Below are 12081 nucleotides of genomic sequence, written 5' to 3'. Positions count from 1 at the left end.
TAACTGACGATGACAGCGACGATCGAAAAAGTCGTCTTGCCTCCGATTCCGGCGAAGCGCTACTTCACGATTGGTGAGGTCAGCGAACTATGCGGCGTGAAACCGCATGTGCTGCGCTATTGGGAACAGGAGTTCACGCAGTTGAGGCCGGTCAAACGGCGTGGCAATCGCCGGTACTACCAGCATCATGAGGTGCTGTTGATCCGGCGGATTCGTGAGTTGCTGTACGAGCAGGGCTTCACGATCAACGGTGCGCGCAATCGGCTTGATTCGCCTGGCGGTGGCGCGCACGGTGCGCCGGCTGACGTGGTCGAGGAAAGCGAGGGCGCAGTGGCGCCGGCAGCGGCAACGGCTACGGTCGATGTGGAGCAGTTGCGCAAGGAATTACTGTACGTGATCGATTTGTTGGGCCACTAGTTTGTTTTGTTAGCGTAGAGCGGTTCTAATCGCTTGAAGTGTCTGTTATAATTTTTAGCTGTTCGGGGCGTAGCGCAGCCTGGTAGCGTACCTGCATGGGGTGCAGGTGGTCGGAGGTTCAAATCCTCTCGCCCCGACCAAAGAAATCAAGGACTTACGGTGGAAGCCGTAGGTCCTTTTTTCGTTTGCGCGCCGCCGTTACCGTCTGGTTACCGGAATCACTGGTCTCACGTCGTTGCCCGTCACGCTGCGGATAGCGCGGCGTCCTCGTGCAAAGGGCGTATGCTTTTTGTCGTGGGAAGTAGTCGCTGAGGCCCGTCGAATGTCGCACGATGCATAGACCCATAGCGTAAACGCATGCGTGCTGCCTAGAATGACTGCATGACCTCGCTCAATATAATCACAACATGGCAACCAGGCTGCTGGTGCGTCGCACAGTTGCAGCTCTGCGTGCAGCATCTCGAAGAAACTCCGACTGAAATTTTTCGCTGCCCCGCTCAATGGGCCTGGTTTGCGTGGCGACCCGCCACCACCGCACTGCCATTCCGGGTGCCCGACGGGTGGGGGCTGACGCTTGAGCCGCCCGGTCCTGAACTGGCCGAAGAGATTGGCGCGGTACCCGTCTACCTGCTCGATGAAGTGGAGGCGGATTGGCCTGCGCTGCTCGACATCCTCCTCGTCTGCGACGATCTCGAGCCATGGCTGCGCTCGATCGTCGTACAACGCCACGAGAGCGAACGACATACCCGCAAGATGCGGTACGCGCAGCGCTATGGTGTGGGCGAGTCGGCCGCTTTCGAGCGCTTCCTGCTCAGGACCGTTGCGGGAGCAACGGATACCCTGAGCGGTGAGCAGACGCCCGCCGAGGACAAGTCTCAGCGTGCCACGCCTCGGACAATCACACTGAAGTCGTATCCCCACTGCACGGCGACGGTCCAGTTGCGCGATGACGGCGCGCTGGTTTTCGATCTATACGATCGCAATTACCTAGGCAGCGGCCGTGCCGATACATATTGTGTCGAAGGCGCCGCCGTTGCATTGCTTCATGACTTGATGACGCGGACAACCGGCGAGCGGCCGGCAACACCGGAAGCCTTGCTCATTGCCATTGGCCGGCATTACCCCGCCTGGGCTGACGCCTATCGATGGCTCAGTGAATCGGGCGTGCCGTTCACCCACGAGACCGATCCGTGGGCCTAGCTTCTTACATAACCCTTCGCGATAAAGGATCATACGATGCTCACAGATAAATTTGTCCGTGCGACAGAGCTCGCACTACGCCTGCACGCCACGCAGCGACGCAAGGGGACGCAGATCCCCTACACGTCGCATCTGCTGGGTGTCGCGAGCCTCGTGCTAGAGAACGGCGGCGATGAAGAGCAAGCGATCGCGGGCCTGCTGCATGACGCGATCGAGGACGTCGGCCCCGAAGCAGTCCCCTCCATACGCAAAATGTTCGGCGAACGCGTTCTAAAAATCGTGGAGGGATGCACGGATGGCGTGCCGGATGCATCGGGTCAGAAACCGGACTGGCGCACGCGCAAGCTCGCGTATCTGGCGCATCTGGAGCAGGCGGATGCGGACGTGCTGCTAGTGTCGGCGTCCGACAAGCTTTATAACGCGCGCGCGATCGTTACGGACCTGCACACCGTCGGTCGTGCAGTCTTCGACCGCTTCACGGCCGGCGAGGCGGGCACGCTGTGGTACTACGGTGAGCTCGCGCGGATTTTCCTGGCAAGGATGCCGAGCAGCCTCTCGAAAGAGCTTGCACGTACCGTTGTATTGATAAACACCGCCGCTCATTAGGCTGATGTTACGGGGGCGACCGGTTCAGGCGCGGCCGCATTCCGCGCCAAACACTTACACCTGTTTGTGGTACGGGATGGGTCCGTCCGGCTGACGTGCGCGCAACTTCACCTTGCGGTATGCAGCATCGGCCGGTGGGTCCATGTCGACATTCAAACGGGAGATCGTCAGCTCCGCGCGGCTCAACTGCAGTGAGCGCGACTGAGTAACAGGGCGATCTGAAAGAACGACGAAGAAACGGGGATTGACCAGCTATCCGCAAGCGAACTGCTTCGGCGTTACAAGTCCCGCAAGCTGCAAACGAATGCGATGGCTTTTGCGCGATTTTGGTTCGACAATTCGTGGAATCTCAGCAGTAGTTCTGCTTCGTCGTCTCCGACCGCGTAGAAGTATGCGGTCGGTACCCTCAACACATCGGCAATGCGCTCGACCAGTTCCAGATTCGGTATGCGTTTTCCGAGTTCGTAGCGGTTCATTCGGGCGCTGGCCGACATCGGGTCAAGCCCGGCTTCAATTCCAAGCTTTTCTTGCGAGAGCGCGGCGCGTTGCCGTGCCTCCTTCAGGCGCCGAGGGAGTGCTGGCATCTTCGTCCGAGGTGCTGAAAGACAAAGATAGTCCCGGGTTGTCGTAAACTATTTGCTACCGATTTGGTAGTATCGGAATCGTCATCCTTCTTGAGTGGAACCGAGCGTCCTATTTACGAGCCTCTCAACCGGCACAACGCGACCCGACAGTGTGGTTGTGCTTTCCCATAGACGAAGAACCCGCAGCTAACATATGCACACAAAGTCGACGGCACTATATCGTCTCTACGACGAAGAAAATCGCCTTCTATACGTTGGAATTTCGACCGGTCCAATTGCGCGGCTGGAGCAGCACATGGGGGCGGCTCACTGGGTACATCGGATCGAGAAGGTGGAAATCAAACGCTATCCGGACCGCGCCGCGGCGCGAGTGGCGGAATTACAGGCGATCAGGAGGGAAAGCCCGCTGTATAACTCCGCAGGTCGCGCCCGCACCAGCATGTCGCCGTCCGACGTGACACGTGGTGCTGAGATGCTCAAAGAATTGGAGTGCGACAACCGCGACCGCGAAGAACTTCGCGTCTACCAGAAAGGACTTTATCCACATTGGTGCGCGGAGCAGGGCATTGAACCTTTGCCGAAAAATGCTTTAAGCAGCCGCCAGCAGAGCGCGTACAAAAAATGGGAGAAGCGACAGCTTCTCTTTTATGCCGTGACGATCGCAAACAGGCGGATGGCAAATCTGCGGTGGAAAGCCGCCACAAGTGACGAGTCCAAGGTAGCGCTTTCTGTGTTGATGCTATCGCGTATGCAACATTTGGGCGTTCAATACACTGTCTCTGAACTCGTGGAGGAGGCGAGTAAGCAAGAGTACGACCGCATCGGCGAGATTGACCACAATCGCGCCGGAATCGGCGCGAAGACTGCGCAAGCATTGCTCGGCCGGATCGGTATGCGCGTGCACGGTACAGACCTACTTTTTTCTAACACATCTAAACAGTTGCGTGGACTAGTTGCGGAGTTGCCTTACGCCGCAGATCTTCGCAATTTGCTGCTGAGTTTTGACGGCGCCTCGCGTAACGGTCATAAGTCTGCTCGATTCGGACGCGACGTCTCTAAATGCGTTGCGATCCCGCTGAATTCGATTTTGGAGCGCTCGGCGTCGATAGATGAATAACTGATCCTGTCTTGGAGCAATACGTGGAACATTCGGAATTCGAGATTGGCATGGAGTTTTATACCGGATCGGAGCTGTGGCGATGCACCGACGTAGGTCGGCGCACGATCGTGGCGGTCCGCGTCAAAGACGGTTACCCAGTACCACATCAAGCGCCACCATTTTCAGACGCCGTCGAGCAAGTGTTCGATGAATATGATTTGGGGGGCACGTATCGGGAGCCGCAGAACGATTGAGGTACGGGCTTGACCGAGTTGATAACGTCGGGAGGGATGTCACTGCCATACCCCTGCGGCAGAAAGCCCTGGATCTCCGCGCACGGTCATTCCTCGGGCATACAGGCAAGGACGGCACGCTAATAGTCCGACACCACCTCCGCAACGACTTCCAGTGGACAATCAGCCGACGGCTGGTCATTCACAACGCAGCGGACGCCGGCATCTTGCCCGGTCTTGAGCCGGATACCACAGCAGCAGATACCCGCCGCACTGTCGCTATCCCCCTGCGAGCCACACTGGGCGCAGCGATAGATACGTAGGCCGCCGGCAGATTCCCCGAGCAACACTCGGCCAAAGCATGACCGGCAACAATGCGTGGCCAGTTGCCAGTATGTACGATCGTCGTTCATGTACTACTTCCTCAATCTAAAGCAGCGCTTGCAATTTTGCGGGCGGCTGCCAACGGAATCGCACGGAATCCTCCTCGTCGCGCAAGACCGCGATGATGACCTCTGTTGCATCGAGCGACCGGTCGACGGTCTTAGTCTTAAGCTTACCGCCGGCCATATAGCTGACGGTCCGGCGTTGCAGCGGCGCGAGCTTCACCGGTTTAGTTCCTTTCGCGTTCTTGCCTATAAGCTGCTCGCGCTGACGGTTGTAGCAGCTAATGCAGAGATGCCTGCCGATGAGCCGCGATGCCGTTGCGTGGCATCGTGCGCAGATCTTGAGTCCCCGTAACGGAGAAGGGTTCGCGTCGAGTTTGCCGGCATGCATCGCCCCAACAGGGCATACCTTGCAGCGCATGCGCTTCTCGGTCAGCGCATGGTTACCGTCGCGCCACATGCCTGCGCATGCGTCCACGCTCAACGTCGCGTTGTAGCGATCGCAACGAAAATGCTTCACGCCCGGCAACTCTGCAAATTCGAAGTACTCGGGCTTAAGGCTGGGGGGCGTCATTGATCGTCGCCATTCGGGCGAGGCATTTTTCCAATGCGATCGCGCCGGATTGCCGCCGATGTATCCAACTGACGGCGCAATCCCGCTATCGAGCGCTTCAGGCGTTTCGTCGGATGGCCGTCCTGCTCAAGCAGTGCAATGTCGGCGTCCATGTCCGCGAGATGCGCGGCGAAGTCATCCAAGGGGAAGCCGCAGGCGTTAAGCGTCACGGTGGAGGTTCCAACGGCGCTGCACGTTTTGGACTGCGGCGAAAACGCGGGCGCCGGTTTCGCAATCCGCCTGAAGGATGGCGCTGGCAATCGCATCGTGCATCTGCTCAAGCCGTTCGACGCTCCAGACCATCTCCGAGTACTTCATGGCGAGCGACAGGTTAGTCGCGCGCATTCGGTGCGAGAGCGCCAGCATCTGTGGGTTCTTGACGCGACGCGTACCGTCGTCGTTCTTGGCGACGGCATAGCTGGCCAATAGCTGAGTATCCGCGACCATTGCGTCGAACTCGCTGTAGAAGTCGATCGCGCGGCGCATGGCGAGGTGGTCGCCCTCAGCCAATGGAACCGGCTGCTGACCCAACTGAGGTACAGCCGCCGCCGCCTCTTCTACGAGGTTCCTGTCTTCGTCACGTGTCATCTGGACCCAGCGATGCCAGGTTGGTGCGGGGATATCCTGAAACTTGAGGCGCGCACGGCGCGGGCCTTCATCGGGACCGTGTTCGAGGATGCATTCGCGGATGGCCTTGATGGCGTCGAGTCGAGCGGGATCGGGAGGGCGGGGCATGGAGCGAGTATCGATTGCGATTCAATACATTCTCGTTTCACGACGCCCTATTTGGTGGAAGAGCATGCAAATGCAGATCGTGTTTTGAAAGAGGACGGCACGCGAGAGTGCAAGCCGCTTTCGGGTGCATAGTCCGCTGGGGGCGCGTTATCGCGTGCGCTTCAGAAAACGGGAAAAAAGCACGTTAAGCTGAGGAAGGAGCTTGCTTGGCTGGGTAGGCGGCTGAGCGGCTTAGAGCGGCCACAACCTGTCATTGGACCGACGCGTTCAGATTGGCGACAATCTGACCATCGTTGCCCCTTATTCGTTGTCGCTATGAAAATCGCTGCGCTATCTGACATCCACGGCAACCTCGCCGCACTCGATGCTGTTCTGGCGGATATTCGTTCGGCCGGTGCGGACCTGATCGTTAACCTTGGCGACATTCTTTCCGGCGCGCTTTATCCGAGTGAGACGGCAGACCGGTTGATGTCTCTCGGTCTCTCCACTATCCGGGGCAATCATGAAAGGCAGGTACTTACCGGCTATCGGGAGCATATGGGCCAATCCGACCGCTGGGCACTCGATCGCCTGCGCCCGGATCAACTGGACTGGATCGCAGGTTTGCCCAGCACACTGTCTGTTGGCGAAGACATTCTCTTGGTCCACGGGACGCCCGAAGACGACTTGACCTATTTTCTGGAAACCGTAACCCACTCTGGATGCAGGGAGGCGACGCCGGCGGAAGTCAAATGTCGCGCGGGGAATGCGACTTCGAAGCTGATTCTTTGTGGTCATACTCATTTGCAGCACTCGATGAAACTCGATGACGGGCGCTTGATTGTGAACCCGGGCAGCGTCGGCCTTCAGGCTTATGAGGATGACCGGCCGTTCCCTCATCGCATGGAAATGCACTCGCCTTACGCACGATATGCATTCGTGACCGGGATCGGATCAGATTGGACGGTCGAGTTTCGTGCCATTAAATATGACTGGGACGCTGCGTCGGCGACCGCGATGAAGAACGGACGACACGATTGGGCAGTTGCTCTTCGCAGCGGTCGTTGCGGAAGCTGAATCTTCACGTCTGAAATCGGCCGATAACCGCTAGAACAATTCTCCAGCCCGGAGGCAAAAATACTCCATGCCAAGTTTGCTGCTTGCCGTAAATCTCCCCAGGCAATCCTTGACCTTCATACGGGACGGATTGTCGGTGCGTACCTATCCTATTTCTAGCGCAAAAAATGGTGCTGGCGAACGAATGGGGAGCGGCTGTACTCCTCGCGGTCACCACGTAATTCGAGCGAAGATCGGCTCCTTCTGCCCAGTTGGTACCGTTTTTGCCGGACGTCGAACAACCGGCGAAGTCTATTCATCCGAACTCGCAAGCAAGTTTCCAGCACGCGACTGGATATTAACCCGGATCCTATGGCTGTGCGGTTGTGAGGTAGAAAGAAACCGGTTAGGCGAAGTAGATACGATGCGACGTTATATCTATATTCACGGTTGCCCTGACACTGAGCCAATGGGGATTCCCGCATCTCACGGTTGCATAAGAATGCGAAATGCGGACATCGTCGAGCTATTTGATCTTGTCGAATCAAGAACCCGCGTTCTGATCGAAGAGTGAGGCGCAATGCAATCAGTCGATTTTCCGGTATTGCTTGCCCGCTATCGAGCAACATGATTGTCCCTTGTGGGTCGGCTACGGAAATTCGAGGCTGCTGAACTTCCAGAACACCTCGCTGCAAATTTGGGGACGCTCCCTCGCTGGCTACCTGTATTGCCCCGGGATCCTTTGCCCCACTTATGGCTGACGGCTAGATGGTTCGTTTTGAGTAGACCAGTGCGGTTATGATGGTTGCACGAGGCAACCAAGACCGAGATGAAAATGACGGAAGACAATGCACACAAACTCGACTGCGCGGAACGCGTCGACCTCCTCTGCTTCCTCGTAATGGCCCAGCTCGTCGGCCACGCAAGCACTGGCGATTGGCTACGAACCGACCACGCGGTGGAGGCCACGCGGATGTGGGCGGCGTCGAACTCCGCACAGTGCGATTGGCTTGATTGTGCAAAGCTTGCATGGATGTCGGCCGCCATCGCGCCGCAATTTCTTGTATTCCCTTACTTCAGGGACGCCAAAGAGATCGTCAAGCTGTTTGTGGATGGCTGGAGGCTGGACTATCGTTCGCCGACGGTACGGGGCATGCTCGACGTTTGTACTGAGCATCTGCGCCAAGGATGATGCTGTTCCCCTCTCAGCAAACGATCAACCCGGCCGGCAAAGAGAACACACTGACGGTATCGAAGCGGCCAGTTTCGGTCACTTCGACAAGCTGCCCTAGACTGCCGACAATCTGTTCAAGAACGATAAGTCGAGGGATTCGATGCTGACAGGTGGATGCTATTGCTGTGCCACCCGGTACGAGATTCATTCGAGTCCGTTCGACACGACGCTTTGCCACTGTGCCACCTGCCGGAAGGTATCAGCAGCGCCAGCGGTTGCTTGGTTCAGTGTAAGCAAGGGCGGACTCCGTTGGGTAAGGCAGCTTCATTGCCCGCTTCGGCTCTTTTGCACAATCAGCTTCCTGTGCGATCTGCTCAAGCGATGCGGCGTGAACCGGATAATGCAAACGCAGCCAGGCGACTATGTGACGATTGTGAGTCCAGCCACGGACGTAGCTGGCGCAGACCGCCAGATAGCGGAGATTGTCGTTGTGTCCAGCGGACAGCATCTGGTTTTTCGCGTGTAAGCCCATGAGTCGCTTTTCAATCCTCGCGAAGCTCCTCGCACGGCTGCTGTCGACTCGTTCCGACCGCGCGACGGTTACTCTCATGCCCTCGGGTGTAGCCGCCAGAAGCGCATGGGCAAAGTCTCCCGTCAGGTTATCCACGGCATTCATCAGATTGGCGACGGCTGTCCGGCGCACCGGCACCATCCGGCCAAGTGCCTGAATTGTCCTTGCGGGTAGCGTTTGTCCCGCGGGGATCGCAGCGGCGTCCTCAGAGGCATCGACCGCGTTTCCTTGCTTGTAAGGCGTGGTATCTGAACCCGTGTCCTGTTTCGCCGGAACAGCTCGGGTTTCCGGGAATCTCGGCTGCAGGCGCTGCTGAACGAGACGGGGTATGGCTGTGAATCCTGCGACCTCGAGCACGGCAACGAAGTCGGCCTGAGATAACAGTTCTCCGAGAATACTTCCCAGCAGCGTTATTTGGGCGTCTGCCGCTTCTTTACGCGCGAGTGCGGCACGTTGTCGTTCACACTCCTCCTTGATCGCTTCCCGTATCCTGATCCCAGCGGGCTTGCGCGCTGCCTGCCTGTTCCGGGATTGTTCCGGTGCCCCCACTACGTCGTGCACGCTGCCTCCGGATGTCGTGAGCAGACTCTTGCCGCCGTGCCTTCTAAGCCGGACTTTGAGGTGGGGGGATTCATGTGGCTCCAGCACGTGGGGCGTGACTCAGCACTTCCAGGGGAACCACGTCAGAAAGTTCGACGATCGACTTCAGATCGAGGCGTCGAAAATCTTCAAATCTCGAAGCGCCGTTTCGGTGAATCACGGTGTACGCGCCGGGCGTGAGGCTACCTCGAGGAAAGACGTGAAAGTCGAGCAGTTTCGGGTTCGCGCGCTCAATGCGGGCGTACACCAGAAAGTCGATGGCGAAGCAGTCTGGCCAGCGCGCAACCCAATACGGTGAATGCCCGTGGATGAGCCATGAACTCCTCACCACAAGCTGCAGTCGGAGCGCGTTATTCACACACATGACATTGGTATGCTTTTCGAACCTGACGTCGTGTCCCAACCCTTGCAACTTCTCCGCCGTGATATCGGCTATTGAAAGCTCCGTTCGTCGTTCGACATACCTGTTCCGCGATCGCTCAGGATTCAGGCGAGGTGAGTATCCGACTTCCTCGTACGCTTCATACAGGCTGCCGAATTCCTGCATGATGCGCTCAACTGAGGGTGCGCTTCGGTAGCGCCGCAGCGTTGCCTGGTTCAGGATGCCGGTCTTTTCGAAGACCTTGCGCAGGCCTGAGACGATTTCGTGCCGGCTGGGAATCTGTCTGATGCGGGTGAGCTTGCGCTGAACGGCCGCAAAGAGTTGATTGCCGACCACGGGCTCAAAGGCACTGGCTACACGTATCCATTCCGCTGTGGGCAATTGCTCCCATGGTGCGTCCAGCTTCGAAGAGGTCCGGCTGTAGACGTTGGTCCCGATGTATTTTTCGTTGCGTAGGATCTGGAGGATATTCCGGGGCATCCATGGTCGGCCCGCGCCGTTGCAGATACCGAAGTCATTCAACCGGCGCGCTATATCCGTAGCAGTAGTCCCTCGGGCGGCGTACCACTCGAACATTTTTCTCACGATGGCCACTTCATGCGGCGGCCCCGGCGCGAGGATCACACGGTCGGTCTGGAGGTTTTTGTACTGATACGGTGCCAGCGGTCGGCGGGTGCCGCTATTGGCGTCTACCAGTATACGCTGCAAACCATAGCCGGGCGGCCCGCCGGAATGATAGCCGCGCTGGACGTTGACACAATGGCCCAGGAAAACCTTGCGCGAAATTTCGCGACTGAATTCGCCCGCCATCGCGCGCTTAAGCGCTTTCATGACGCATGTTGTCGGGCTGGCGTCATTCTCGAATGGCTCGGCGACGTAAATCACTTTCACACCGGCACGGCGGCAGGTGTATTCGTAGAACGCAGCTTCATCAACGTCCTGGAATCGCCCCCACCGGCTTACGTCGTAGACCAATATTGTGGTGAATTTGCGGGCTGGATCTTCAACGTCCACCAGCAACCGGATGAGTGCCGGGCGCTCGCGCAGCGTGAGGCCACTGATACCGGCATCCTCATAGTCCCGAACGATGCGGATATTGTGAGCCGCCGCGTACTCGGCAATCGCCTGCCTCTGGAAAATCGGGGAGCATTGCTGATGGTCGGTAGACATGCGCACGTATTGCGCGGCACGTATCGGTGCGGTGAAGCCAGACCGACGGTCCTGGGTGGACGGCATTCGGCTTACCGGTTGACAACAATGATTAGTGATAGCGATGCAGCCTTGAAAGTCAAGGCCACTAGATTGGTGTCCTCGCGATAACAAGGCTTCACGCGTGCGGCAAGCCGTGTCCGGCAAGCAATGGCAGTTCAACCCATCAGATGCCTGGCTGCCAGTTGCACCTGCCAGGTTTTCGCAGCCCGGCGAATCCCCAGTCGCAACGAGCATGGCGAGTTGCTGGCCAGCGTCCGGCAGGAACCTGCCGATCTCTGCCTCACTCCGCTGGGTGAACGAGTTCGCGCTGAGCAATCGTTCAGAAGGTAACGCATTGCAGTTATCCGTTAGCGCCACGTTCCAGTGGCATAGTGCCCCCGTGGACCACCTGTTGGTGGCCGGAAGCAACGTCCATTCCGATTGGTGGGCTTAGAATGTTCCACGGGCCCATCTGGACACGCGGAGAATCTCATGATCGGCAAAATTGAGGCAAAGGTCGAGCCAGGTGGTGAAGCGGCGGGTCAATTCGAAGCTGCCTGCAATCACGTCCGGCAGTCGACTGGCGCACGCTGCGCAGCCGTCATAGTCATCGACGGTGTTTCGGGCTCGGGATACTCAGTAGTCGGTCCGCTTGACGCACAGGTTCTGCTGCCGGATATTCTTCAACAGATGGCCAACACCTTGCGTGCACAACTCGCGAAAAACCTGCAATAAGTGCGATGAACAAGACTTACCTGGAACTTGTATCTGACCTTGCCGCGCTCGATAAACGGATTCAATTCGCATGGCGTACTGAACGCGTCGCAGCTATTGAGCAGATCCGCGGCTTGATGAGGGACTACGGCATCACGCCAAGTGAACTCGTCGGACGCAAGCGAGGACGGACTCCAGCACCGCCGCGATACAGAAATCCGGAAACGGGGCAAACCTGGACTGGATGGGGCGCACGCCCTGTCTGGTTGCTAGGGAAGGACTCGAAGGAGTTTCTTATCGTTCGTCGGTAATAAATCGACGTTCCCGGCGGGTGCAACTCAGGGAGTGGCCGTTATAGAGCAGGTCGACTATCTCTTTCGGGTCCCCTGCCAGTGAGCATTTGCGGGTTACTGGCCGAACTTCCGGTGGCGGTAGGGCACGGCGTTCGCCGCGAAGGACCGTGTATGCAATATCAATACTTCGAAAGAGAAGTGTGTCGTTTTTGTCACAGGTAATGCTCAAACATTATTTAATACACACC

General features: G+C 57.9%; 16 protein-coding genes and 1 tRNA gene. 11 read left to right on the top strand and 6 right to left on the bottom strand.

What is annotated here, in order from left to right; all coding sequences use genetic code 11:
- The first annotated feature begins 9 nt into the window (after positions 1-9).
- The 4 genes from P3T22_RS08105 (at position 10) to P3T22_RS08090 (ending at position 2223) form a co-directional block, all read left to right on the top strand.
- A complete protein-coding gene (locus tag P3T22_RS08105; RefSeq protein ID WP_429324728.1) occupies positions 10-417 on the top strand; it encodes a MerR family transcriptional regulator in 408 nt (135 codons plus the stop codon).
- A 63-nt stretch (positions 418-480) separates the two neighbouring features.
- A tRNA-Pro gene (locus P3T22_RS08100) sits at positions 481-557 on the top strand.
- A 241-nt stretch (positions 558-798) separates the two neighbouring features.
- Entirely contained in the window at positions 799-1617 is an 819-nt protein-coding gene (locus P3T22_RS08095) for a hypothetical protein (protein WP_429324727.1), read from the top strand.
- A gap of 36 nt (positions 1618-1653) precedes the next feature.
- The gene (locus tag P3T22_RS08090; protein ID WP_429324726.1) at positions 1654-2223 is read left to right on the top strand and encodes an HD domain-containing protein; all 570 of its coding nucleotides are present in this window, start codon (positions 1654-1656) and stop codon (positions 2221-2223) included.
- 278 nt (positions 2224-2501) lie between these two features.
- On the opposite strand, the gene P3T22_RS08085 is transcribed toward P3T22_RS08090, so the two are convergent.
- Positions 2502-2807 (bottom strand): helix-turn-helix domain-containing protein, encoded by a 306-nt coding sequence (locus P3T22_RS08085; protein WP_429324725.1) that lies wholly within the window; start codon positions 2805-2807, stop codon positions 2502-2504.
- 295 nt (positions 2808-3102) lie between these two features.
- Between P3T22_RS08085 and P3T22_RS08080 the strand changes: the two genes are divergently transcribed.
- Together P3T22_RS08080 and P3T22_RS08075 are read left to right on the top strand one after the other, a co-directional pair.
- Positions 3103-3924 carry a hypothetical protein gene (locus P3T22_RS08080; RefSeq protein ID WP_429324724.1) on the top strand — a complete coding sequence of 274 codons (822 nt, stop codon included), beginning with the start codon at positions 3103-3105 and terminating at the stop codon, positions 3922-3924.
- 23 nt (positions 3925-3947) lie between these two features.
- Positions 3948-4160: a hypothetical protein gene (locus P3T22_RS08075; protein WP_429324723.1), complete on the top strand. Its 213-nt coding sequence runs from the start codon at positions 3948-3950 to the stop codon at positions 4158-4160.
- 408 nt (positions 4161-4568) lie between these two features.
- On the opposite strand, the gene P3T22_RS08070 is transcribed toward P3T22_RS08075, so the two are convergent.
- Genes P3T22_RS08070 through P3T22_RS08060 form a run of 3 tightly spaced genes read right to left on the bottom strand, consistent with a single transcriptional unit; the run spans position 4569 to position 5873 of the window.
- A complete protein-coding gene (locus tag P3T22_RS08070) occupies positions 4569-5099 on the bottom strand; it encodes a hypothetical protein (protein ID WP_429324722.1) in 531 nt (176 codons plus the stop codon).
- Entirely contained in the window at positions 5096-5308 is a 213-nt protein-coding gene (locus P3T22_RS08065) for a hypothetical protein (RefSeq protein ID WP_429324721.1), read from the bottom strand. Before P3T22_RS08065 ends, P3T22_RS08070 begins: the two co-directional genes overlap by 4 nt.
- Positions 5298-5873: a hypothetical protein gene (locus tag P3T22_RS08060; protein ID WP_429324720.1), complete on the bottom strand. Its 576-nt coding sequence runs from the start codon at positions 5871-5873 to the stop codon at positions 5298-5300. The genes P3T22_RS08065 and P3T22_RS08060 overlap by 11 nt, the downstream gene beginning before the upstream one ends.
- Before the next feature lie 315 nt (positions 5874-6188).
- On the opposite strand from P3T22_RS08060, the gene P3T22_RS08055 reads away from it, so the two are divergent.
- The 3 genes from P3T22_RS08055 (at position 6189) to P3T22_RS08045 (ending at position 8100) form a co-directional block, all read left to right on the top strand.
- Complete coding sequence (locus P3T22_RS08055) at positions 6189-6929, top strand: metallophosphoesterase family protein (RefSeq protein WP_429324719.1); 741 nt, start codon at positions 6189-6191, stop codon at positions 6927-6929.
- Positions 6930-6996: 67 nt separating this feature from the next.
- Positions 6997-7482, top strand: coding sequence for a L,D-transpeptidase family protein (locus P3T22_RS08050; protein WP_429324718.1), 486 nt, complete (start codon positions 6997-6999; stop codon positions 7480-7482).
- 261 nt (positions 7483-7743) lie between these two features.
- On the top strand, positions 7744-8100 hold the full coding sequence (locus P3T22_RS08045; protein ID WP_429324717.1) for a hypothetical protein: 357 nt from the start codon (positions 7744-7746) through the stop codon (positions 8098-8100).
- Positions 8101-8341: 241 nt separating this feature from the next.
- On the opposite strand, the gene P3T22_RS08040 is transcribed toward P3T22_RS08045, so the two are convergent.
- Both P3T22_RS08040 and P3T22_RS08035 read right to left on the bottom strand, forming a co-directional pair.
- Complete coding sequence (locus tag P3T22_RS08040) at positions 8342-9214, bottom strand: hypothetical protein (protein ID WP_429324716.1); 873 nt, start codon at positions 9212-9214, stop codon at positions 8342-8344.
- 70 nt (positions 9215-9284) lie between these two features.
- Entirely contained in the window at positions 9285-10871 is a 1587-nt protein-coding gene (locus tag P3T22_RS08035) for a recombinase family protein (protein WP_429324715.1), read from the bottom strand.
- Between the two features lie 447 nt (positions 10872-11318).
- On the opposite strand from P3T22_RS08035, the gene P3T22_RS08030 reads away from it, so the two are divergent.
- Both P3T22_RS08030 and P3T22_RS08025 read left to right on the top strand, forming a co-directional pair.
- Entirely contained in the window at positions 11319-11561 is a 243-nt protein-coding gene (locus tag P3T22_RS08030) for a hypothetical protein (RefSeq protein ID WP_429324714.1), read from the top strand.
- A gap of 5 nt (positions 11562-11566) precedes the next feature.
- The gene (locus P3T22_RS08025; protein ID WP_429324713.1) at positions 11567-11851 is read left to right on the top strand and encodes an H-NS family nucleoid-associated regulatory protein; all 285 of its coding nucleotides are present in this window, start codon (positions 11567-11569) and stop codon (positions 11849-11851) included.
- Positions 11852-12081: the final 230 nt, after the last annotated feature.

The organism is Paraburkholderia sp. GAS348, from assembly GCF_050434205.1.
In the GTDB taxonomy this organism is placed as follows: Bacteria; Pseudomonadota; Gammaproteobacteria; order Burkholderiales; family Burkholderiaceae; genus Paraburkholderia.
Note: the sequence above shows the minus strand (reverse complement) of the source record. Positions and strands in the feature narration are given on the sequence as shown.